Genomic DNA, 22,545 nt, shown 5'->3' with positions numbered 1-22,545 from the left:
CTTTGGGTGGAAATAGAGCGGCCTTGCCGCTTTAAATCGACGTGAGCGGCATTTTGGGTGGAAATAGAGCGGCCTTGCCGCTTTAAATCGAAGTGAGCGGTACTTTGGGTGGAAATAGAGCGGCATTACCGCTTTAAATCTACCGGGAGGCCGTTAGTAAAAAGGTTCCACTAATAAGTGAACCGAATATCATGGCTACTGCAATCCGGGGCGGCGAAAACAAGCAATCGCGATCCTTCCTCGGTTAAAGCTGCCCTATCCTTCTTCGACAGGATATCGAAAGGTTCGATGTGAAGAGTCGCCTCTTTACGTTGACGGACGAGCTTCCACATGCCAGCGACAAAGCCGTCGACCAGAAACGTAGAGCGAATGATGCCGTTCACGCTAAACACCCGCACGCGAAGCTCCTCGGAGATGATGCGCGTTCGGTCGGCGTAGGATAAGAGCACGTTGTCGAATTCAGGGAGGAAACGCAGCGGAGCCGGGGTTTCCGGATCAGGTAACGGAGCGCCCGGTAAGTCGAACAGCTCGTTGCCTTGTTCGTCCCGGAACGTTCTCAACTACTTCGTTCAGTCTCGTGAGGCCCGACCATACTTGCATGTCCTTCACTGTCGCGGGTCTGAACGCCGCTAAATAGCGTTCGATCATATGATCTTGAGTGCCATCCGGGGCAAGCCCTCTACCGAGCCAAGCTTCCGCCGATGTATGGGACGCCTGTCCGCTCTCTCCCCAAAGTCCGCGAGGCGGAACCTGAACGAGCGGGATATACGTGCGGATGGCGGCGGCCAATGCTTCGGCATTGCGGCTCTGCCATTGCTCATCGTCATGCAGCAATAAGCCGATCTCGTTGAAGGTGCGGGGCTGCTCGTCCACGAGAGCACGACCGGCTGAGGTAAGCGCTTCGGCATCGATGCCCGCAAGGTACTTGCCATGGGAGCCCTTTAGCGATCGCTCATGAACGGTTTGCAACAGCGGGCGCAAGGTCAAGCAGTCCTGAGCTGTCACCAGATGGATCGTAGATCGCATCAATGCGATTCGCACCGCTTTCCGCGTCTTGATTTAGCTGCCCTAATTCCGCTTGATTGAAATCCTCCAACCGAGTCCATAGTCCGTAATAGGGCGGGTTCGGAGCCTGTGCTTGCAAGCCGACCAGTCGCTCAATCGCTTCAAAGGCGGAAATCTTCTCCCGGCGCAGCAGTATCTGTCTCTCGAGCAAGGCGCGATTAAGGGCTCGAGGGCTTAGTATGGCGCCATCTTGCACCGAATTATTTTCAGCTGGCATTCGTGTTTCCATCCTCTGCGACTCCCCTTCCGCAATTGATTAATGTAATTCGTTACGTTCCTGTCTTCCTCGTAAAGGTAATGATAGCCTAGTACGTTGCAAAGTCCAATAACTGGGTTAATACTTCTTGTTCGTTTCTCATGGGATTACCCGGTTTATGTATTTGACGCGAGTGGCCGCATTCCCTGCACATGAACCCACGTTTAAAGCCTGACCGGGAGTCGGTCAGGCTTTGTTGGGAGGCGGGCTTCGCATTGCTCACTTACTTCATAATCATAACCGGAATACGCGAGTGGAGGATTACATTGTGGCTCACGCTTCCTACCATGAACTCTTTCAGGGAGCTTAGGCCCCTGCTGCCCATGATAATGAGATCGCAATCGCTGTTGTCGACGTAATCCACGATGGCTTCGGCCGGAGAACCGGCAAGCACGACAACGTTCGCGTGCGGCAGGTCGCCGGTAATCTGCTTAACCCGCTCAATAACGGCGTTGCCTTGCTCCTTCACGTATTCCTGGTAGGAATCCGGTTGGGGAAAGCTAATATCCGCGAGGACAACCGGTTGCAGGTTGATGACATGCGCGACCGTGAGTTGGGTTGCGGGATCGCTTTTTGCGATATGAATGGCTTTATCCAACGCTTTAGAGGATGGGTTGGAACCATCGTAGGGGACTAGAATATGGTTGAATATCATGTCGAACCTCCCTTTGTCTGGTTACTCCTCATTACCCATGCAGACGGCGGCAGTAAACCATCCCGTCAGGTTTTCAGAACAACCATCTTTCTAGGTAGTTTTCCATAACAAAGGAGAATTCAGTCGGGAGATGCCCATTTTTTTCCGAAAAAGGATATAGTTAAAACGAGCAGTATCTCATTTCCGGAGAGTGTTTATTCATGAATAATCCATAGATCAGGCCCAAATTGACCATACCCTGGACAAGGTTGGAACGGGGGTTAAACTTGATTTCCATTCTCGTTCTTGTTAAATCCATAATCTTTTTAGCCTTGGAGTGGGCGTTCCGGGTTACCAAAGAAGAAGCTAGCGGACTCGGGATTTGGATGCTGCCAGCCATCTTGATGGTCGTTCTCGGAACGGTGGCTTATTATTTGGTGCGCGCTTTTCGGGCAGGACGGGTTTAGCTTAGTTGCTGAAGGTTTTAGACGAATTGTGATATGATACGGAGGATTGTTCCGTTTCAGTGTTTCGTATTCATATTCTTGGTACAAGTGGGTTGGTGGAAATCTCATGCATTTATTATCGGTTGAAAATATATCGAAGAGCTATAGCGACAAAATTCTATTCGAGGACGTTACCTTCGGTATTGAGACCGGAGACAAGATCGGTATTATCGGCGTTAACGGGACCGGAAAATCCACGCTTCTCAAGGTGATTGCCGGACTCGAGCCCGCGGATTCGGGCAAAGTGTCGATCGGCCGTTCGGTCGTGCTCCGGATGCTGGCGCAAGATCCGGCGTTCGCGCCGGAGGAGACTGCTCTTGAGCACGTTCTCGGCGGGAACTCTCCGCAACTGGCCGCGGTTCGGGAATACGCCGAGGTAATGGAAGCTTTGTCGCTCCATCCAGATGATGCCAAGCTTCAGGAGCGGTTGATCGCGGCGAATCAGCGGATGGACGAGCTGGAGGCGTGGCAGCTGGAAAGCGAGGCTAAAACCGCGCTAACGAAACTAGGCATCCTTAATTACGACGACAAAGTGTCGACGTTCTCGGGCGGGCAAAGGAAGCGGGTGGCAATGGCTGCAGCTTTGCTTCAACCTTCCGACGTGCTTATTCTCGATGAGCCGACGAATCATATCGATAACGACTCGGTCGCCTGGCTCGAAGGAATGCTGCAGAAGCGCAAAGGCGCCTTGCTAATGATCACGCATGACCGGTATTTCCTCGATCGGGTCAGCAATCGGGTCATCGAGCTTGATCAAGGGCGTGCTTACTTCTATGAAGCAAACTATAGTCGGTTTCTGGAGCTGAAGCTAGAGAGGGAAGAGCGAGAAACGGCATCGGAGGCGAAAAGGAAGAACCTGCTGCGTAACGAGTTAGCTTGGATACGCCGCGGAGCTCAGGCACGATCGACGAAGCAGAAGGCTCGGATCGACCGGTTCGAGGCGTTAAAGGAGCAAGGACCTAAGGCTGCCGCAGGCAAAATGGACGTGTCCATCGCTTCATCGAGGCTGGGCAAGAAAATCATTGAAATCGAGAAGCTTACCAAGCGTTATGGCGATCGCACTTTGATCAAGGACTTTAGCTATATTGCCGTGCCGGAAGACAGAGTAGGCATCGTCGGGCGCAACGGAAGCGGGAAATCCACGTTGCTTAAGCTGATTGCCGGCAAACTTGCGCCCGATGGGGGTAGCGTAGAGCTGGGTACGACAGTCAAACTAGGCTGGTTCAGCCAAGAGCATGAAGAGATGGACGAGTCGCTTCGGGTTATGGAATATATCCGCGAAGAAGCCGACCAGGTCAAAACCTCTGATGGCTCAACAATATCCGCGGGGCAGATGCTGGAGCGCTTTTTATTCTCGCCTTCTATGCAATGGAGTGTAATCGGCAAGCTGTCAGGCGGGGAAAAACGACGTCTGCAACTGCTCCGCGTGTTAATGAACGCGCCTAACGTGCTGTTGCTGGATGAGCCGACCAATGATCTGGACATCGCTACGCTGACGGTGCTAGAAGATTATTTGGACGATTTCCCCGGCGTCGTCATCGTCGTATCCCATGATCGATATTTCCTCGACCGCACCGTGGATCGCATCCTTGCCTTTGAGGGCGAAGGAGTCGTCACGCATCACGTGGGCAACTACTCGGATTATCAGGAGTTCGCCGAGCGGCAAGAGGCGCAGAAGCAGGCGGCGGCAGCCCCTGCCAAAGCGGCGTTAACTCCAGCTAAGCCTGAGAGCAAGGAACGGCCGATTGTAAAAATGTCCTTCAAGGATCAGAAGGACTTCGAACAAATCGACGGCTGGATCGCGGAGACGGAAGACGCGATTAACTCCGTTGCCGGACAGATGGAAGCATCCAGCAGCGATTCCGTGCGGTTGCAACAGCTTGCAGAGGAGCAGCAGCGGCTGGCGACAAAGCTGGACGGGCTGCTCGAGCGCTGGACGGATCTGAACGAGCTCGCAGAACAGATCGCCGCGAACAAGAGCGGAAAATCTTGAACGCGGAAAAGCGAAAAAGCATGCGATTATTCTTCCCCGGGGGGGGGGGGGAGGAGTGCTCGCATGCTTTTTTTCCAATACCCGCGCCAGAAGCGGCTATTCCGCCGAAATGGCCTCCAACTAACCAAATACCCGCACCAGGAACGGCTATTCCGCCGAAATGGCCTCCAACTAACCAAATACCCGCACTAGGAACGGCTATTCCGCCGAAATGGCCTCCAACTAACCAAATACCCGCGCCAGAAGCAGCTATTCCGCCGAAATGGCCTCCAACCAACCAAATACCCGCGCCAGAAGCGGCTATTCCGCCGAACTGGACTCCAACCAGGTAGCGTCAACTGCCGCAATAACGGAACGAGGTTCCGCTATTCCGCGGAAACATCCGCCAACGGTCGCAATAACGGAACGAGTTTCACTGGCGTTGCGCTAATGCTGACACAAAAATCGCAATTTCTCTAATAAGGATTATTGTGTAAAATTTTACATCGACTTTTTCTGCACAAGTTCCAAAAAGTCGACATGCAAGCTAATGTAGGTTGCGTCATCCAAATTTTGGGTTTATTGTCTTTGCTTCTTCGAAGGCTTCACCAATGCAACTTCGCATCCTATAGGCTTTAGCTGCCTAGGTGGTTGTTTGCTTTTCTGGCGACCTTTTGTCTTCCAACTTGGACGTTTGTTTACAGCATTTAGAAATGCTTCCCAGCTTCGGAAGGCATACACCCGTACCAATCGAAGCAGTTCCCAAACTGTCTTGGATGTTTGCGTCTGCATTCGTATTAGAAACATCAAGCTATAAGCAATCATTGCAAGCAAGATGTGGTTCCAGACTGCTTGCGGCTGGTAGCTGTATAGCTTTGCGAACTTCAGATGCTGCTTCATCCAGCGGAAGAACAGTTCGATTTGCCACCGCTGGCGGTACAAGTCCGCAACTTCCCTGGCCGAGAGATCAAATCGGGAAGTGGCAACACGGTATACACGTTCTTGGTCATCCTTAAATTCCACGATGCGAACGGGATGCTCCATCCAGCGAAATGTCCCGCCCAAGTAGACAATAGCATCACGGAGTAAGTTGGGATCAGAAGCGTCTGTCGGGTATTCTTCGAGCACCTGTTTAACCAGATGGTGGCTGTTAATTCGAGTAACAAATCGACAGTTTTGCTCCAACCATCTATCCATTCGGCGGTAGCTGACGTACCCTCGATCCATAAGGTATGTCGCGTCTGGGTCGACGACAAGTAGATCGGAACCTTCATAGTCGCTCACATTTCCTGTGGATGGTACCACACGATCTGGAAAGCAGGACCCATCCGACAAAACAACCAGACGCGTGTGTACCTTCACGCCGCTGCGATGCCGTGTGACATATGTCCAATCGGCCAACTGGTGCGGCAAGCGCAGATTCGTGGAATCGATGATGAACAGTTTGTTGGAAGGCATTTTCTTTTGTCGAGCTGCTGTCTGATGAATGCGTGATAGCAGAGTATGGAACAAGGCTTCGAGCACACAACTGGGGAAATCATCGATGCGACGACTAAGTTGGGAAGCGCTAATGGCGCAACCAAACTCATTTTGTAGGAGGGGATCTGCTTCAATCTCTTCTTCGATCCGACGCAGAGAATCCCAACCACAGATTTGCGCAGCAATGAAGATTTTAAGCAAATTAGCGCATCGAAGCTTACGAACACGATAATCCAAGCATGGAGCAGCAAAATCAGTAAGTGGCAACAAAGACAAACATTGACGAACAGTTGTAGAATCCGATACACTCAAGGACGGCTAGTCTCCTTTGTAGTGGTGTACGGATTGCAACCTACACTACTACAATAGGGGATTTTTTATTGTCCATTCACGAAAAACTATCATAAAATTACAAATATAGTAATTTATAGAACAAATATTTTCGTGTTAACTTTAATGCAACGCCAGTGAACGAGTTTCCGCTATTCCACCGAAACAGCCGCCAACGGCCGCAATAACGGAACGAGTTTCCGCTATTCCGCGGAAACAGCCGCCGCCGGCCGCGATAACGGAACGAGTTTCCGCTATTCCGCGGAAACAGCCGCCAACGGCCGCAATAACGGAACGAGGTTCCGCTATTCCGCGGAAACATCCGCCGCCGGCCGCGATAACGGAACGAGGTTCCGCTATCCGCTAACCGGGGAAGGTGAACGCCACCTCGTGAACGCTAAGCTTGGCCCCTAGCATGATTCCCGCGCCCGGCTTCGGCTGTTCGCCATGGCTTTGGCCATGACCAGGTTGATCTCCACCGGAAGCTGCAGCATCGGGCTTGGGACGGGAGTGGGGGTGCGCCTGTTTGAAGGCATCGCTGTTCACCCAACCGTCGAAAGCTTCGCGGCTCTCCCAAGTGGTGCATACTTTGAGCTCGTCGTGCTCTTCGCCTGCCTCGGTCAGCAGCTCCATGCGGATGAACCCTGGCGCATGCTGCACGCCTTTCGGGTTTTTGAACCGTTCGGCAATTTCGTCGACATTGCCTGATTTAATCTTTATTGTATTGATCGCGACTATCATCGATAGAATCCCCTTCCATATGGTTGCTCCTTAGTAGTGTAGCAAACTTACGGAGCAATCCGAAATGGAAGGGGCCAACCCTTACACGTTTTCCGCATAAATCAATCAATCTTCTAAACGAACGCCCACGCCAAGCCGTTCCGCTTCGCGCCAATAGAAAGCCGCAATAGCCATATCGAAAGCGGCCATCCCCATCGGGTTAAAGAATACCGGCTCGGAAGCGTCAGCGTGCTGCAGTGCCCCTCTATGGATAACCTCACTCAAACTTAGGGTATCCCCCTCGCTCAGCCCCGTCTCCCTATGAAGGTGTTCGATATCGGTATTTTCGCGACACACTTCCTGCCACTTGTCGACGACAATCGTCCTAATCCCTTTCACGCTCTCGGGCATGTACTCCCGTAAGGAGATGTTCATGAGCAACGAACCCGGCAGCGGAGCTTCGTCGATATAGCGGACGGTAGAAGAGGTGCAGGTGAAGACGATATCGCTTTCCCGGTAGGCCTCTTGCCAGCTATCAACGACGCGGACCTCCGAGGTGCCTAGTGATTCCCCGAGTTTAGCGGAATCAATGCCGCGAATATCATACAACTTTACGCTTTCGACTTTACCCCCGTACAAAGCAAGAAGCATCTCCAGATGTCGACGCCCGATCGGACCCCATCCGATCATGCCCACCCGATAGGAATTTCTCCGTTCTAAAGACAGATATTGTCGCAGCATCACCGCGCTTACCGTAGCTGTCCTTAACTCGCTTAATATGCCGCTATTGATGACCGCGACGGGAACGCCGCTATCGGTATCGTTGAGAATAATGGTGCTATGCGCCCGCGGCTTTCCTTGCATCACGTTCCCTGGGAAGCTGGCGATCCACTTAATGCCGCTAATATCCGTGTCTCCTCCTACGAAAGAGGGCATGGCGATAATGCGATTGGCAGCATTTCTAAACCTTAAATAGGGCTTTAACGGTTGAACGACTTCCGAGGTATCCATGATTCGCAGCGTGGACTCGATACGATCCATCAGCCGATGCCAATCCGTCCCGAGCTCGCGGATATGCCCGTCATTTAAGTAAATCACCCTGGCGCACTTCCTTCCGAACGAATCGTAACATGCCGCTTCACCCAATCCTCATCATAGACCGTATCCAGATACCGATCCCCACGGTCCGGTAGAATAGCGACGCATGTCGCTCCAGCCGGAATATCATCGTGCATGGCCCGAATGGCCGCGACAACGCCGCCCGAAGAAGCGCCGGCCATTATCGCCTCGTGCCGGACTAGGTCTTTGCATCCCTCGACGCACTCGTGTTCGGATACATAAACGACCTGGTCGATCAGCTCCTGTCGACTTATCGGCGGGGTCAACGCGGCACCTAGTCCGGGAAACTGGCGAGCCCCTTTCGCTCCTCCGAAGATCACGCTGCCAAGTGCGTCCACGGCAATGATTTTCGTTGTCAAGCCCTCAAATTTCAGCCTTTCCGCGCAGCCCCGTATCGTCCCGCAAGAACTAACCCCGCAGAACAAATAGTCGACTTGAGGTAGAGCGCCCAGAATTTCCGGCATCGTGGTATGGTAATGAGCCATATAATTGTTGGGATTGCCGTATTGGTTCGTCCAGTAGCAATCGCCGATTTCCCGCTGCAGCTCTTTCACCCTCGCAATTCGTGCGGGCAGGTAGTCGCCGCTTACCGGATCAGGATGAACCACTAGCTCGATTTCCCCGTGTAGGCTGCGAATTACCCTCAGATGGGTATCCGTCGTTCGCGGATCCACGACGCAGATGAATCGCAATCCAAGGTACCGGCAGATTTGTGCCAAGCTGACCGCCATGTTGCCGGAGCTCGATTCGATCAAGGTCGTGCCCTTGCCGATCTCGCCGGAGAGAATGGCTTCGCGAACAATGTTTAGCGCTGGACGATCCTTGGCGCTGCCGCCCGGATTCATCATTTCCAGCTTGCCGTATACCTGGTAAGGAGTATTCGCGAACAATCGCCGCAGAGGCACGAGGGGGGTGCGACCGATCGTCTTACCTATGCCGTCCATAATGTTCGGTAACATCACTCCACCCCTCCATAGAAAATTTTCTTATGCTTAAGAACGGTATCGTCGAACCTAACGTCCGAAGGAATTACTTGCATCGCTTCCAGCATTCCGCCCTGGATCATGATGCCGATCTCGGGAATCCGTTCCGACAACTCGCGTTCGATTCTCTTATACAGCTCTGGGTTCTTGTCCTTGCTATCCACGTGCACGGACAGCTTGTTGGCATGGACATGAATGCGGACGCGAGCGTCGTTCAGGTGCCGATAGACGACGTCTTCAATATCGTAGACGCTGATCTTCTCTCCATGCTTTAGCTCCGGACCGATGCGCCTGACGATGGCTTCGAAACTCTGTCTCCACTGTCCGTCCACGAGAATGGGCCGCAAATCCCTCACAACGTCGTAAGTGACGTATCGCAGTGCCGGGAACAGGTCACGAACCAACGAGGTTAGCACCAACACCGACTCTCCCATTTTCAGAGGCTCGGTATCCACGAACAACGATTCCACCCCAACTCCTTCAGCCTCGATCCCTTCCGCGAACAAATACCTTCCGTACTCATGAGAATAAAAGGCAATCGTGCCGATTTCGATCGAGCCGTACGTATCGGTAATGTCCCTTTCAACTATCCCCAATCGATGAGCCACGCTCTTTATCCATGCGGGAGAAGCGATCTCCCCGACAAGTATGACTTGGCGAATGCCATAGGAGGTCGGATCGTCCATAGTCGCCGATAAAAGACGGTCTAGCAGGGAGGGCATCGTATAGAGGATATGGGGGCGAAGCTCCCGCAGCTTGGCGAGGTGCTGCTCTATCGGTTGTTTGAAATCGATTGATTCCGCCGTCATCCCGATCCGCCCGAAGATGTCCAAGGCGGTACTGGCTGCATGGCCCGTGCCCATGTCGGATAATGCCGTAGCGACGCCGGATCCTATGAGAATCCTCCGGAAAATATCCGTTTTAATCCCGATATACTGTTCTTCGTCCTTATTCGAATAGTAGATTGTTTTACGGCGCAGCGAGCTGGTGCCGGAAGTTCTGTACGAGGTGACGCCGTCAAGCTCGCCAAAGGGCTGATCCGCGCCGTAGTAATACCGTTCCAGAAGCTCGGAGGTGAGCAGGGGCAGTTCGTTCACGGATTTTATCGAGTGCCTATCCAAACCTTTTTCCGCTAGAAGCGGCCCGTACCATGGGAAAATACCCAGAAAACGTTCGACCGTAGGCTGAATCCAGAATTCATCCAATTTCCGTACCCTCCGTCCGTCATGAATGGATACTCATGTATATGTGAGGGAACCGAGCAGGTTCTTCATTTGGGTTAGGCGAGCGCACCTTCCTTCTGACGGGTATTGCCATACAGTATGTTAGCAAGCTATGATTTTAGGCTTATAAGGAGGTGGCGAGAATGAACACACAGACGGCCGTAACGAGCAAGTGGGTGAAAACCAAAGTGCTTGTCCGTTCGGCATCGCTGGCATCCCATATACCGGAAACTCGGCGTCTGAATGCCGGATCGTTGAAAAAGTTGCTAAAAAGGCACGGAATGATCTACGTCAAGCCGGACTCGGGTTCCCTCGGAATCGGCGTCATGCGCATAGACCGAAAGAAAGGCAAGTGGATCGTACGCGCGGGGACGGGCCGCAGTTCTTTCGCTACCTATAGGGCGATGTTCGAATGGCTAAGAGAGCGGATGAAGGGGAAAACCTATTTGGCTCAGAAAGGCATTCACGTTCTTAGGCACCAGGGGAGGCCGTTCGATTTCCGCGTCATGATTCAGAAGGGGAAAAAGAACGGCTGGAAGGTAACCGGAGTGGCGGCACGGGTCGCTCATCCCCGAAAGGCGGTAACGAACGGCAGTCAAGGAGGAAGCATCTATGGCGCGAAATCGTTGCTGAAGCGGACCGCCGGCCCGAAGCAAGCAACGCGGATAATGAAAAAGTTCAATCGCATAGCATACAAGACGGCGCATCGACTCGGCACGGTCTATCCGAGAATGAATGAGCTTGGAATCGATATCGCGGTAGATCGCCAACATCGGCCTTGGATTTTAGAGGTGAATACGAGACCTGACCCCTGCCCCTTCACCAAATTGGATGATCCTTCGATGATTCGCGAGATGATCAGATATGCCCGAGGATATGGTCGGACCTATAACCTGCACTGCGGCAAGGCGAGAAGAGGAACGTAATGACGCGGGATGACAATGCTTCCTTAGCGGTTAATCAATCCGATGCCAAAGCATCGGATTTTCTTCGTATCTTTAGCGGATCATACTCCAAGAGAAACCACTTCGGCTTCTGTTTCGTATTAGAGAAGTAATAGAAAAAAACAAGGAGGTAATGGGTATGAACTGTCCGGTTTGCGAAGGCTCCCGCATGAGGGAAGTAGAGAAGGAAGGAATTCTTATCGACATATGCCCGACATGCAAAGGAGTATGGTTGGATCGGGGAGAGCTGGACAAGCTGATGGGGGATGTCCGGGAGGTCCGCCAGGAGTATAACGAATGGTATTACGGAGACTCGTCTAGACAGCAAGAAAGAACTTCGCAACCTCCGCAACAACCGTATACTCCTCAACAGCAACCCTACAATTCTCATCACGGCCATTCCCAATATCATCATAAGAAAAAGAAGAAAAGCGTCATGGACGTTTTCGGCGATTTGTTCGATTAAAGAGTAGTTTCGCTTCACCAACCGCTTCGCTCATCGCAGGCGGTTTTTTTATTAGGTAAGTTACGCTAAAGCACCCGGGATAACAAAGTAACTTTACTAATTCCGCTCTTCGCGGCATGGAACGTCCGAGATAACAAAGTAACTTTGCTAAATTCCACCTCCACCCTTGGCGGTCGCGTGCAGCCAACCAAAAAGTCGGAACGGAACATGTGTATGTTTAATAACAAACCATTGACAATGGTAATGAGAACCATTATCATTCAAAAGTAGAACTCAATTGAGAACAATTTTCAATGAAGGATGGATGCGAGATGTCACGGTTAAGTACAAATCAGTTATCCCTTGCATATGGTAGCCGGCAGATTGTGCAGGAGCTGAATTTGCACGTTCCAGACGGTCTGATCACGGCGCTCGTAGGAGCTAACGGATCAGGTAAATCGACTATCCTGAAAGCGATGGCGCGTATTCTTACCCCCATGCAGGGTGGCGTTTATTTGGACGGGAAGATCATTCATCGTCAACCGACGAAAGAAGTGGCAAGGCATTTGGCCATCTTGCCGCAGAACCCGTCCTCTCCGGAAGGATTGACGGTTCGCGAGCTGGTATCGTTCGGGCGATACCCGCACCAGAAGGGGTTCGGGAATCTCAACGCGGAAGACAACCGCATGATCGAATGGGCCTTGCAAGCGACCGGAATGTCGGCGTTTAGCATGAGGCCCGTCGATCAGCTGTCCGGCGGACAACGTCAACGGGCTTGGATTGCCATGGCTTTAGCGCAGGGGACGGAAGTATTGTTGCTCGACGAACCCACGACATTCTTGGACATGGCTCACCAGATGGAAGTCATGACCTTGCTCGAGAAGCTTAACAAGGAACAGAAGCGTACCATCATCATGGTCGTCCACGACTTGAACCATGCCGCAAGATACGCTCAGCATCTCGTTGCGTTGAAGGACGGAACGATACTCTACGAAGGAAACCCGGAAGTCGTCATGACTCCCCAGATGCTGCGCGATGTATTCAACATCGACGCGGACGTCATTCCGGACCCTCGGACGGGCGCGCCATTATGCCTCCCATACGGGCTGGCAGAGGAAGAGACGGCACCCTCAACGACGGCATCCGCAGAAACAATCACCACTTATTCCGAAGATAGAATACAAGCAATGGCATAATCATCGTACGCTACATACTTAATTTTTATAAAAACCACTATTCTAGGGGGCTATTTGCTGTGCGCTTATTCAAACATTCAACGGCAATGATCATTCTTTCATTCGTTCTCGTTCTTACCGCTTGCGGCAATTCCAACAATAATTCCAACGCTAGCGAAACGCCGTCGGCATCCCAGCCAGCGGCATCCGAGTCGTCATCTCCGGCAGCTGCGGAGTCCGCCAGCGCAGCTAACGAAACCCGTACCTTCAAGCACGTATTAGGCGAAACGACGATAACCGGTATTCCCCAACGAGTCGTCGTGCTGGAATGGACTCATGCGGAAGACGTGCTGGCGCTCGGCGTTCAGCCGGTAGGCATTGCGGATATAGAGAACATGAACAAATGGGTCAGGCTTCCCGTGAAGATCGATGCGTCCTACCGACTTGGGAGATCGCGGAGCGCCGAACATGGAGCTTCTAGCCTCGCTTAAGCCGGACCTTATCATCGGCACGAAATTCAACCTCGAGAAGACCTACGATACATTCGGCAAAATCGCTCCGACGCTCGTCTACGATGCTTATCCGCCGGAAGGGCAAGGCGACCAATACGAAGAGATGGTCAATTCCTTTAACCAAATCGCCGACGTTCTGGGCAAGAAACCGGAGGCCGAAGCGGTTCTGGCGAACCTCGACAAAGCGTACGAAGGCGCGAAGGCTAAAGTCGCGGCGTCCGGCAAGGACAAAACGCCATTTGTTCTCGCTATGGCATATAGCAACCAGAACGCGGTAACGTTCCGGTTATCCACGGACAACTCCATGGCCGTGAAAATCTTGGAGCATATCGGTCTCACGAACGCGCATAAATCCGACAAATTCGAGATGTACGGTTTTTCCACGACGGATGTTGAGGCTCTTCCTGCGTTGCAAGACGCGAACTTCCTTCATATGATCCAAGAAAGCGACAACGTGATCGAAAATCAATTGAAAGATAACGCGGTATGGAAAGGCCTCAACTTCGTGAAAGAAAATCGCGTATACGCATTAGGTGGAGACATGTGGCCATACGGCGGGCCATTGTCCGCTCAAATCATGGCCGAAACAACGGCTGACCTGCTTAGCAAATGAGTCTCCCGAAGCGGATAGCACCGGCTTCAGCTTCCGTGCCGAACGCTCATACAGCCCAACTTGCCAGTACGGGAGCGGGCTGGAAGCCGCTATGGGTGATGCTCGGAGGACTGAGCGCGTTACTGATTCTCGCGTTTGTCAGCTTAACGCAAGGTCTGGCGGATATATCCGTTAAGTCGGTCGTTCAGGCGCTGATCTCCCCGCAGGATACGATCGATCATAATATGATTCGCGGCGTAAGACTCCCAAGGACCATTATGGGGCTGCTATCCGGTGCTGCTTTAGCCGTGGCGGGAACGCTCATGCAAACCGTAACGCGGAATCCCCTTGCTTCCGAGACGACTCTTGGGGTGAACGCGGGTGCTTATCTAGCGGTCGCCATCGGATCGATTTTCATGCCTGCGGTTCTCCACCAATATTCGCTGCCCTTCGCGGTAATCGGCGGAACGCTGGCGGCGATGGCTGTTTACGCCCTTGGCGGAGCACGCAAAGGTACGCCCTTACGAATCGCGTTATCGGGAATGATCATCACGCTGGTGCTTTCCTCGTTCACTAGCGCTTTAATCCTGTTGAACCAGGAATCGGTTAAAGGCATTTTCCTATGGGGATCGGGCTCGCTTATTCAGAATGATTGGGACGGCGTTGGTTTCTTGTGGCCATGGATCGTCGGCGGAATCGCGCTCGTCTGCTTGGCGGTCCGCCATCTCGACGTGTTGACGTTAAACGAAGAAACGGCGCGTTCTCTGGGACAGAAGGTTGCGGGTACGCGGATATTCGCAATGGCGATCGCCATTCTCATCGCGTGCGTTAGCGTAAGCGTCGTGGGGCCGATCGGATTTATCGGATTGATTGCGCCGCACGTCGTGCGCATGTCCGGAATGACGAAGCACGGGTGGTTGATTCCCGTGAGCGCGTTATGGGGCGCCGCGATTCTCGTTGGCGCGGATACGATAGCGCGCTCGGTCGTAGACGCTTACGGAGAACTGCCGGCCGGAGCCATTACGGCTATGCTCGGCGCTCCGTGGCTGATCTGGCTGGCGCTGAGGATTTCGCATAAGTCACAAATGAACGCGAGCTCCGGAGGCTCCTCGATGAGCGTAGGCAGCTTGCAACGGCGAATTCCTTATCGTACTCTTGTCGTTATTTTCAGTATTTTGCTAGCCGTAGTCTGGATCACCAGTTTAACTAGCGGTACATTGCGCATTCCTCTATCGGAAGTATTAGCGGTCTTGTCCGGCCAAGGAGAAGACCTGTACCGGCAAATCCTCATCGATTTCCGATTGCCGCGCTTGCTCGTGGCGGGATTGGCCGGGATGGCTATCGCAGTCAGCGGCAGTTTGCTGCAGAGCGCGGTTCGCAATCCTCTTGGGGATCCGCAGGTCATCGGGGTAACCGGCGGCGCGGGAGTCGGGGCTCTGCTTCTAATGGTCGCCATTCCCCAGATTTCGATAAGCTGGTTGCCTGTCGCAGCGGTGATTGGCGGGGTAGGCGCCGCCGCCATCGTGTACTCCGTATCTTGGCGCCGGGGGCTTAATCCCACGATTCTCACGCTTGTCGGGATCGCGGTGTCGGCGGCGGGAGCGGCTATTATTAATCTCCTTGTCGTTCAGGCAGAGATGAAAGCGGCTCCCGCGCTAGCTTGGATGGCGGGCAGCACTTACGGCCGGGGCTGGCCGGAGGTATGGCAGATGGCACTTACGGTTCTCGTTCTTCTGCCTATCGGCTGGCGGCTAGGTCGCAGAGTGGATCTGCTTTCCTTCAGCGACGAGAGCTCGACGGGTTTGGGGTTGAAAGTCCGGCGCGTAAGGCTATACGTCGCGATCGTGGCGGTATTACTGGCTTCCATCGCGGCGGCGAATGTTGGAGCCGTCGGATTTATCGGACTGCTAGCTCCGCATGCGGCTAGAATACTGGTCGGCGCCCATCACAGCCGCGCAATGGTCATCTCCGCTTTGCTCGGGGGCGTCTTGCTTGCCTCGGCCGATTGGATCGGCAGAATCGTGATTATGCCCAGAGATCTTCCGTCCGGAATCGTCACGGCCTTGATCGGCGCCCCATATCTTGCCTTCCTGATGTACAGGGCAAGCAGGAAAGGGCATTAATATCTATGCCGACTGTGAAATAGGACCTAACAATAACGTATGTGGGTGATGATCGTCTTTGGCGGGACAACCGGAATTGTTTCATTCCGATGCGTTCCGGGTATAGAAGAGTTAGCGGGTTTAAAACAAAATGAAGGCCCGCAAATGCGGGCCTTCACCATATTGCTAGAAATGCTAAGTACTGCTTTACTTAACTGCAACCTCAACGGCTTCTTGCTCCGTAGCCACTTTCTCGTACGTAGCCGTATCCATGATACGGCGTGCGCCTAGATAGCGCTTGACGTAGTAACTCTCACTCATAGAAGTAATCGTTACGCCTTTGGATGCCGCATGGGCGAATTTGTTGTTTCCAACGTAAATGCCGACATGCGAAACGCCATTGCCGCTCGTATTGAAGAATACGAGATCGCCGGCTCGAAGATCATCGCGATCGACTTTCTTGCCCTGATCCCAGCTGAACATATCTCTCGAACTACGTGGGAGGTTGATGCCGAGCTTCTTGAATACATACCCCGTAAATCCGGAGCAGTCGAATCCGCTCGTTGTCGTACCGCCGTAATCGTAGTCAATTCCGATGAGCTTATCAACCGTTTGGTCAAGCTTGGAGTCAGCGAACGCGCTGCCCACTTGGAAAGCGAGCAGTACTGCAAGGGAAAACAAAAACACTGAAGCTTTGCGCAAAACAGGTGACTCCTTCCAATGCCTACGAGGTTAGCTGGAGGGTTCGGTAGAAGGTTCCCCTATGGTCACTGTGAAGCGAGACCAATTCACCCAAAAGATGGTTCCCCCGTTTTCCGTTTCGCGGAAACTCGGCAGTTTTTATTTGCTTAGCATTAAATATTCGGGGATTGTGACGAATTTCCTGCATCTTCTAGATTAGAATTCCTTAATCTAAACCGAATAGCTAGGAATTAAACTCCTCCTTTCGCCTCATTTTAACCCGCCGATAATAACGCCAAACCCCGGTTGCGGCCCAAAAAAGGCGGCAACCGGGGAATGTCCCGGTAAAAATATTGTCGAAATGGGACATGACAAGCTCACGCCTCCGTCTTACGCCATACCTGATACTGCGAAGCGGTAGTCCACAGCGTCAAGAGGGAGCGAACGAAGTGAAAAGCTTGATGCAGCGCCACGGCGAGAAATCCCGACCAGAGCAACGAGACGGCCCAGGCCGTAGCGGATACTGCCAAACCGATTCCGAGCATGATGAAAGTTATTCCGATTAGAGGTAACGCCCGGCGAAGCGCCAATCCCAGACCCTTGAAGATTCCTTCCCGCGAGACCGCACCGAACTGCATGAACTGAAACAGCAGGTGAAGCATGAACCCTAGCGCCAGCCAAGCGGCAGCATAGGGCAGCAGTCCCTGAAGCCAAGCCGTTAAGGAGGGTTCTGAGAAAAATCGGTCTTTTGCTAGCGGCAGCAGCCATACGGCGGGAAGCAGAATGAGCCCGTTCTCCAACCAGTACAGCAGGGTTACCGGTTTCCATGCTTTTCTCATCCCGAACAATACCCGCGTCCCTTCTCCTTCGACCGCATGGTGGAAGGAATAGTAAACGCCTGCATTGAGCAGGGGAGTAAGCACCATCCGTAGAAGGAGCAATCCGCCCAATAGCCAGAGAACCTCATTGGCAAGGTCTGTTTTTAGCAGGCGGAATTGGGCTTCGACCAAGAACAGATGGGCCGCGTCGGAGTGGGGATGCTCCTCGGGATAACGCGCCAAGATGGGCGTTACGACCGAATCGACGAACCGGTAGAGGAAGAAACCCCACAGCAAGCGATACAGAAACAGGAGAACCAATACATATTTATGCCGAACGGTCATGTCCCATCCCTTTTTTAACAATCGACGCATTCTTACTCACCTCACCACACCATGGTCCCGAACAGGCCTTCGATAATTTGCGTGATGCCGGACGCAAACCGCGTGCGCTGCTCCTTGGGTACTTCCGCCTGCAAATAGTTGTTGTATCTGCGGTTGTCGAGAACGACATTCAAGCTAGGATCGATCGCGGCATAGACGAGAGGAGTCTCGGATTGAAGCTTAAGCTGAACGTGGGTTTGCACGCCGTCCCACTTCTTGCGTACCGACTGGCCGTCCTGGAATTGAAGCCAGAGGGAGACCTGCTGCGCGCTGCCTCCGTAGCGTCGCACGAGCACGAGGCTTTCATATCCGCTCTCCGTCTTATGAGTGGTGATGGAATCGATCGCGAAGTCGGCCATTTCCCCTCGTTGCACGTAAGCTTGGAAGAAATCGGTCCACTTCGTCTTCGTAACGGTTTCCACGACCTTCTGGAAGTCCGAGGCGGAAGGATGCTTGAATTTGTATTTCTGAAAATAAGTCCGAAGGATCTTGCTCATCATCTTGTCGCCAACTTGCCGTTCTAGTGATGAAAGCACAAGCTTCCCGCGGAGATAGACGTTCTCCGCGTACCCGTCCGATGAGCTGAATCGCCATGAGGATAGGTTCAGCGGTTCAGGGTTGGTCATGTAGCTGGCTTCGATCGGAAGATTAGGCACCACGCCATAGATACTAGCCATTAACTTGTCTTCGGAGTAGGAAGTAAAGCCCTCGTCGAGCCAAGCTTCTTCGAACTCGTTGGAAGCGACCAGCCCGTACCAATATTGATGCGCGATCTCATGAACGAGCGTGCGCTCCAGCTCGTAGCCGGGATTGTCATCCTGAGCGGCGGCGGCGGTAACGAGCGTCGGATATTCCATTCCGCCGGCGCCGTTGGCGTTAGCCGGAGGCACGATGACCGACAGCGTGGAGTAAGGATACTCGCCATACCACGCTCCGAGCTTGGCCAGCGCGGATTTCGCCGCGTGCAGGTAGCGGTCCTTCAGGTGCATGTGCAGAGGGTCGAGAAACAGCTTGATCCGCACTCCGGGAATGCCGGGAGAGGAGAAGGAATCCTCCACGTATTCGAAGTGGGGAGAAGCCGACCAGGCGAAGTCATGGACGTCATCGGCATAGAACTGCAGGCTCTTGCGTCCGCCGGACACCACCGGCGACTTCGTCTGGAAGCCCGTCGCCGCAACCTTGTAAGTCGCGGGAACGTCGATCCGGACGCTGTAGATGCCGAAGTCTCCATAGAACTCCGAATTGCCGTGGTACTGGTGCAGGTTCCATCCTTCGTTCGCCCTGCCGCGCATGCCGGCGGTTTCGTACACGGCAACCTTAGGGAACCATTGACCGGCCATCACGAATTCTCCGGCTTTGCCCATCCTTGCGAATACGTCCGGCAGCTGCACCGTAAAGTTCATGCGCAGGGTGACGGAGGAGCCGGGCTTGACCGGTTCGGGAAGTCGGAACGTGGCCAACGTCCGGTCATTCTTGTTTCCGTCATCCGGCTGAACGAAATGCAGCCGGGGCAGAAGGGTTTCGCCCTGTTCCGTCCTTAAAGAGGTCAGCTCCATGCTTCCGTATCCGCCGGCCGTCATTTTGTCGCCTCTTAACTGGCCTTTGGACTCTTTAATGAAGGTGCTTCCGGGCGCGAAGGCGTTCGGATACAGATGGAGGTACATCTCGGAGACGGATTTGTGACCCGGGTTTTTCCAGGTGACGGTTTGTACCCCGGTTAGGCTTCCGGCCTGCTCGTCAAGGGCAACGGAAATATGATACTCCGTTACGCGTTGGCTGAGGACGACGGCTTGAGGCTTCAACGGTATATCCGGTCCCGGATCGGCTTTAGGCTTCACGACCGCAGGCGCGGCCGCGGCCGGAAGCTCGGATAGCTCGGACCATGAGGAAGCAGGCAAAGCATATTGGTCCACCCAAGCGTCGGCAAACCCGAATCGAAAGGAAAACACAAGTACAGCAGCGGCAGCGACGAAAAGTAACATTCGCAGCGAACGGCGCTTAGGCATACGGATAACCCTCCCGTTGACAAGCATCTACGAGATATATATGTGGGTTGTCCGCGGATTATATCTGTGTTGCGTTAGAATGCGTGAATTGCGCAAAGGGATTCGGTTGAGTCGGATGGAGATGACTGGTACAGCGCTTACATTATCGCGTTCACACGGTGACCAATGTATTTTATAATAGAGAAACGCATGTCATGCCTTAGAAAGAAGGGGGATGTTATGGACTTCTATCGGCTCATCGACAAATATAAATGGTTTTTGCGTCTTCTAATTCCGTACGTTTTATTTATTTTTCTGGCCCTATTGCTAGGTTGGCTCATATACGAAAGAACGCTTGTGCTGGTCGACAAGGAAGCCAAAGTTAATAACCTGCATCTGCTGCAGCAAGTGAAAACGACGCTTGACGGCCGGTTATCGGAAATCGATACAATCGTGATGCAAGCCGCGAACGATCCCAAAATCGTACGTCTGCAGCAGTTGAACAATCCCTTCGAGGGGACGAACACCTATAAAATATGGGCTACGCAGAAGGATCTGTACAATTTCAGCATTTCAAACAATTTTATTTTGAACTACCTGATCTTTTATCGGAACAGCAATATCGTTATCGCTCCCACTCTGCTGTATGAATCGGAAAAATTTTATCGGAACGTGCTGAACTATAACGACTTGAATTACGAGCAATGGCATGAGTTGTTTTTCGAGAAAAATAACCGCAAAGGTTACTTCCCCGCCTCCGAGGCGACTTATTTGGGCAAACCGCACTCGATCGTAACCTACAGGCATCCGTTGGGCAATCTTCCCGGTCAAGCCCTGGGGAGCATCATCGTGCTCATCGACAACAATCAAATCTTGAAGCTTCTGGGCGGGCTCGATATCAAGGACGGCGGATGGACCTATATCGCGGACGAACAAGGGAATGTCATCACGTCAACCGGGGAGTACGTGCAGCTGGCTCCCGGCACCTTGAAGGGAAACGAAGGGTATATCGAGGAGTCGAGGCTAACTAACGGGAAGGTGATCACCTATTCGCGCTCGGCTGTAAACGGATGGTTTTACGTGCTCGCGCAGTCTCCCCAGGTGGTGTTGGAAAAAGTAAATTACATAAAACGCATCACCTTTATAACGGCATTAATTTTCCTGATCATCGGAATTGTATTGGCATACTTCTTCACTTATCGCAACAGCAAGCCGTTAAAAAAAATCATGAACACCATCCGCGACCGTTTTCAGGGAGAAACGGATCGTACTTACGACGCTTATCGATTTATTGATGACGCCGTATCCCGGCTGATCGACAACAATCAAGCGTTGCAGGATGAAATAGAGAAGCAGGCGCCCTTGCTGAGAGCCACGTTCTTCGAACGGCTGCTGAAGGGCGATTTCGTTGCGGGCAACGAGATCATGAGCTTGCTCAAACATCAAAATCTATCGGTTGAAGTCAAATCCGCCGCCGCGGCGATCGTAAATTTTGCTCCGAAGGACGCTTACGACGAAGTCATTCTGAAGGAATTGGACCGTCAGCGGGTCATTATTAAAGAAATGCTCCGTGCTCATCAGCAGCAATCGGTCTACTATCATGACGCCGCGGAGGATATGATCGTGCTGCTGTTTCTGGAGAGCGAACTGACGCCGGACTCCTGCAAGCATAAAATGGAAGATTTGTTCGCCAGAATGAGGGACGTCAGCCGCTCTCCGTTCGACTTGAATCTGAATATAGCCGCGGGAGGCGTATACGAATCGTTGTTGGACGTATCCAGGTCGTACGGCGAAGCGAAACATGCTTTGAACTTTATATTGCGGCAGCAAAGAACCGGCATCGTATGGTTCTACGATCTGCCGCAGATCTCGGATAGCCACTATTACCCTGGCGAAATCGAAACGCGTCTGATGAACCACGCCAAAGCCGGCGATATGGATGAGGTCAACGCCTTGCTTGACGATGTCTACGAACGGAATTTCGTTCAGCGCAACCTCTCTCCATCCATTCAAAGGCTCCTTATTTACGACATGGCCGGAAGCCTGATGAAGCTTCGGGAGCAGTTGTCCATCGAAGAAAGCGACAACGTCAAATCGCTGTTAAACCAAGCCGACTCATCCGAAGAGCTTAGCGAAGCTTTTCGATACGCGGGAGAAATCTACGCCGGCATTTGCCGCCGAACGAATGAACGGAAGAAAAGCCAAAATGTCAGGTTGCTTGAAAATATCATTCACTGTCTCCAAACGTTATACATGAATCCCGATTTGAATCTGGATGCCGCTGCGGATCGGATGGGCATATCCAAGGTATACATGTCGCATTTCTTCAAGGAACAGGCAGGCGTTAATTTCTCGGACTATCTGGAAAACCTGCGCATGGATAAAGCCCGCGTCTTGTTGGCGGATACGACGCTTACCGTCAACCAAATCGCCCAACAGACGGGCTATAATTCCGCGAACTCGTTTTGCAGGGCCTTCAAGCGCATTAACGGCATCAGCGCGACGGCGTACCGCGGTTCCGCGGGGGGGATAAACACGGGTTGATTCCTCAAAGCTTAACGATTGAATAATCGCGAAGCAAATGAATAAGGTCAATGTTAACATCTGCATATGATCTTTC

At 52.7% G+C, this 22,545-nt stretch carries 20 protein-coding genes, 1 pseudogene and 1 riboswitch; of the genes and pseudogenes, 10 read left to right on the top strand and 11 right to left on the bottom strand.

What is annotated here, in order from left to right; genetic code table 11:
* Positions 1-170: 170 nt before the first annotated feature.
* The 3 genes and pseudogenes from E2980_RS12365 to E2980_RS12360 form a co-directional block, all read right to left on the bottom strand.
* Positions 171-1,026 (bottom strand): annotated as a pseudogene (locus E2980_RS12365) (winged helix DNA-binding domain-containing protein).
* Positions 953-1,282, bottom strand: a complete 330-nt coding sequence (locus E2980_RS24925) for a DNA glycosylase AlkZ-like family protein (RefSeq protein ID WP_276322272.1) — start codon at positions 1,280-1,282, stop codon at positions 953-955. The pseudogene E2980_RS12365 and the gene E2980_RS24925 overlap by 74 nt, the downstream one beginning before the upstream one ends.
* Before the next feature lie 262 nt (positions 1,283-1,544).
* Entirely contained in the window at positions 1,545-1,976 is a 432-nt protein-coding gene (locus tag E2980_RS12360) for a universal stress protein (protein WP_135152486.1), read from the bottom strand.
* A gap of 266 nt (positions 1,977-2,242) precedes the next feature.
* Here E2980_RS12360 and E2980_RS12355 point away from each other — a divergent pair, with 266 nt between their 5' ends.
* Both E2980_RS12355 and E2980_RS12350 read left to right on the top strand, forming a co-directional pair.
* Positions 2,243-2,422 carry a hypothetical protein gene (locus tag E2980_RS12355; protein WP_135152485.1) on the top strand — a complete coding sequence of 60 codons (180 nt, stop codon included), beginning with the start codon at positions 2,243-2,245 and terminating at the stop codon, positions 2,420-2,422.
* A gap of 106 nt (positions 2,423-2,528) precedes the next feature.
* Positions 2,529-4,454: an ABC-F family ATP-binding cassette domain-containing protein gene (locus E2980_RS12350; RefSeq protein ID WP_135152484.1), complete on the top strand. Its 1,926-nt coding sequence runs from the start codon at positions 2,529-2,531 to the stop codon at positions 4,452-4,454.
* Between the two features lie 558 nt (positions 4,455-5,012).
* On the opposite strand, the gene E2980_RS12345 is transcribed toward E2980_RS12350, so the two are convergent.
* The 5 genes from E2980_RS12345 to E2980_RS12325 form a co-directional block, all read right to left on the bottom strand.
* The gene (locus E2980_RS12345; protein WP_135152483.1) at positions 5,013-6,224 is read right to left on the bottom strand and encodes an IS4 family transposase; all 1,212 of its coding nucleotides are present in this window, start codon (positions 6,222-6,224) and stop codon (positions 5,013-5,015) included.
* Positions 6,225-6,605: 381 nt separating this feature from the next.
* Positions 6,606-6,983, bottom strand: a complete 378-nt coding sequence (locus E2980_RS12340) for an antibiotic biosynthesis monooxygenase (RefSeq protein ID WP_135152482.1) — start codon at positions 6,981-6,983, stop codon at positions 6,606-6,608.
* 105 nt (positions 6,984-7,088) lie between these two features.
* Positions 7,089-8,060 (bottom strand): 2,3-diaminopropionate biosynthesis protein SbnB, encoded by a 972-nt coding sequence (locus E2980_RS12335; protein WP_135152481.1) that lies wholly within the window; start codon positions 8,058-8,060, stop codon positions 7,089-7,091.
* On the bottom strand, positions 8,057-9,040 hold the full coding sequence (sbnA, locus tag E2980_RS12330) for a 2,3-diaminopropionate biosynthesis protein SbnA (protein WP_135152480.1): 984 nt from the start codon (positions 9,038-9,040) through the stop codon (positions 8,057-8,059). The genes E2980_RS12335 and sbnA overlap by 4 nt, the downstream gene beginning before the upstream one ends.
* Positions 9,040-10,269, bottom strand: coding sequence for a phenylacetate--CoA ligase family protein (locus tag E2980_RS12325; RefSeq protein WP_135152479.1), 1,230 nt, complete (start codon positions 10,267-10,269; stop codon positions 9,040-9,042). Before E2980_RS12325 ends, sbnA begins: the two co-directional genes overlap by 1 nt.
* A gap of 161 nt (positions 10,270-10,430) precedes the next feature.
* On the opposite strand from E2980_RS12325, the gene E2980_RS12320 reads away from it, so the two are divergent.
* The 7 genes from E2980_RS12320 to fhuB all read left to right on the top strand — a co-directional run bounded on the left by E2980_RS12320 (position 10,431) and on the right by fhuB (position 16,078).
* Positions 10,431-11,213 (top strand): YheC/YheD family protein, encoded by a 783-nt coding sequence (locus E2980_RS12320; protein WP_135152478.1) that lies wholly within the window; start codon positions 10,431-10,433, stop codon positions 11,211-11,213.
* A complete protein-coding gene (locus E2980_RS24920) occupies positions 11,213-11,344 on the top strand; it encodes a hypothetical protein (protein ID WP_276322271.1) in 132 nt (43 codons plus the stop codon). The genes E2980_RS12320 and E2980_RS24920 overlap by 1 nt, the downstream gene beginning before the upstream one ends.
* 26 nt (positions 11,345-11,370) lie before the next feature.
* Positions 11,371-11,697, top strand: coding sequence for a TFIIB-type zinc ribbon-containing protein (locus tag E2980_RS12315; protein ID WP_135152477.1), 327 nt, complete (start codon positions 11,371-11,373; stop codon positions 11,695-11,697).
* 311 nt (positions 11,698-12,008) lie between these two features.
* Positions 12,009-12,872, top strand: coding sequence for an ABC transporter ATP-binding protein (locus E2980_RS12310; protein WP_135152476.1), 864 nt, complete (start codon positions 12,009-12,011; stop codon positions 12,870-12,872).
* 59 nt (positions 12,873-12,931) lie between these two features.
* Positions 12,932-13,342 carry a hypothetical protein gene (locus E2980_RS25250; protein WP_476695914.1) on the top strand — a complete coding sequence of 137 codons (411 nt, stop codon included), beginning with the start codon at positions 12,932-12,934 and terminating at the stop codon, positions 13,340-13,342.
* Positions 13,320-13,976, top strand: a complete 657-nt coding sequence (locus tag E2980_RS25245) for an ABC transporter substrate-binding protein (RefSeq protein ID WP_476695913.1) — start codon at positions 13,320-13,322, stop codon at positions 13,974-13,976. The genes E2980_RS25250 and E2980_RS25245 overlap by 23 nt, the downstream gene beginning before the upstream one ends.
* On the top strand, positions 13,973-16,078 hold the full coding sequence (fhuB, locus tag E2980_RS12300) for a Fe(3+)-hydroxamate ABC transporter permease FhuB (protein WP_135152475.1): 2,106 nt from the start codon (positions 13,973-13,975) through the stop codon (positions 16,076-16,078). Before E2980_RS25245 ends, fhuB begins: the two co-directional genes overlap by 4 nt.
* A 186-nt stretch (positions 16,079-16,264) precedes the next feature.
* On the opposite strand, the gene E2980_RS12295 is transcribed toward fhuB, so the two are convergent.
* From E2980_RS12295 to E2980_RS12285, 3 genes are all read right to left on the bottom strand, one after another.
* Complete coding sequence (locus tag E2980_RS12295) at positions 16,265-16,759, bottom strand: C40 family peptidase (protein ID WP_135152474.1); 495 nt, start codon at positions 16,757-16,759, stop codon at positions 16,265-16,267.
* Positions 16,760-16,763: 4 nt separating this feature from the next.
* Positions 16,764-16,903, bottom strand: a riboswitch (cyclic di-AMP (ydaO/yuaA leader).
* 212 nt (positions 16,904-17,115) lie between these two features.
* Positions 17,116-17,931 carry a hypothetical protein gene (locus E2980_RS12290; RefSeq protein ID WP_135152473.1) on the bottom strand — a complete coding sequence of 272 codons (816 nt, stop codon included), beginning with the start codon at positions 17,929-17,931 and terminating at the stop codon, positions 17,116-17,118.
* Between the two features lie 11 nt (positions 17,932-17,942).
* Entirely contained in the window at positions 17,943-19,946 is a 2,004-nt protein-coding gene (locus E2980_RS12285) for a M1 family metallopeptidase (protein ID WP_135152472.1), read from the bottom strand.
* Between the two features lie 219 nt (positions 19,947-20,165).
* Here E2980_RS12285 and E2980_RS12280 point away from each other — a divergent pair, with 219 nt between their 5' ends.
* Positions 20,166-22,469 (top strand): helix-turn-helix domain-containing protein, encoded by a 2,304-nt coding sequence (locus E2980_RS12280; RefSeq protein WP_167747100.1) that lies wholly within the window; start codon positions 20,166-20,168, stop codon positions 22,467-22,469.
* The last annotated feature ends 76 nt before the right edge of the window (positions 22,470-22,545 follow it).

Source organism: Cohnella luojiensis (assembly GCF_004564235.1).
GTDB lineage: Bacteria > Bacillota > Bacilli > Paenibacillales > Paenibacillaceae > Cohnella > Cohnella luojiensis.
This window is presented reverse-complemented; position numbering and strand designations above follow the sequence as displayed.

Coding starts and splice junctions, on each gene's coding strand:
- E2980_RS12360 (WP_135152486.1), bottom strand. CDS start 1,976: ATGATATTCAACCATATTCTAGTCCCCTACGATGGTTCCAACCCATCC.
- E2980_RS12285 (WP_135152472.1), bottom strand. CDS start 19,946: ATGCCTAAGCGCCGTTCGCTGCGAATGTTACTTTTCGTCGCTGCCGCT.
- E2980_RS12340 (WP_135152482.1), bottom strand. CDS start 6,983: ATGATAGTCGCGATCAATACAATAAAGATTAAATCAGGCAATGTCGAC.
- E2980_RS12310 (WP_135152476.1), top strand. CDS start 12,009: ATGTCACGGTTAAGTACAAATCAGTTATCCCTTGCATATGGTAGCCGG.
- E2980_RS12350 (WP_135152484.1), top strand. CDS start 2,529: ATGCATTTATTATCGGTTGAAAATATATCGAAGAGCTATAGCGACAAA.
- E2980_RS24920 (WP_276322271.1), top strand. CDS start 11,213: ATGACGCGGGATGACAATGCTTCCTTAGCGGTTAATCAATCCGATGCC.
- E2980_RS12315 (WP_135152477.1), top strand. CDS start 11,371: ATGAACTGTCCGGTTTGCGAAGGCTCCCGCATGAGGGAAGTAGAGAAG.
- E2980_RS25245 (WP_476695913.1), top strand. CDS start 13,320: ATGGAGCTTCTAGCCTCGCTTAAGCCGGACCTTATCATCGGCACGAAA.
- sbnA (WP_135152480.1), bottom strand. CDS start 9,040: ATGTTACCGAACATTATGGACGGCATAGGTAAGACGATCGGTCGCACC.
- E2980_RS24925 (WP_276322272.1), bottom strand. CDS start 1,282: ATGCCAGCTGAAAATAATTCGGTGCAAGATGGCGCCATACTAAGCCCT.
- E2980_RS12280 (WP_167747100.1), top strand. CDS start 20,166: ATGGACTTCTATCGGCTCATCGACAAATATAAATGGTTTTTGCGTCTT.
- E2980_RS12290 (WP_135152473.1), bottom strand. CDS start 17,931: ATGCGTCGATTGTTAAAAAAGGGATGGGACATGACCGTTCGGCATAAA.
- fhuB (WP_135152475.1), top strand. CDS start 13,973: ATGAGTCTCCCGAAGCGGATAGCACCGGCTTCAGCTTCCGTGCCGAAC.
- E2980_RS12320 (WP_135152478.1), top strand. CDS start 10,431: ATGAACACACAGACGGCCGTAACGAGCAAGTGGGTGAAAACCAAAGTG.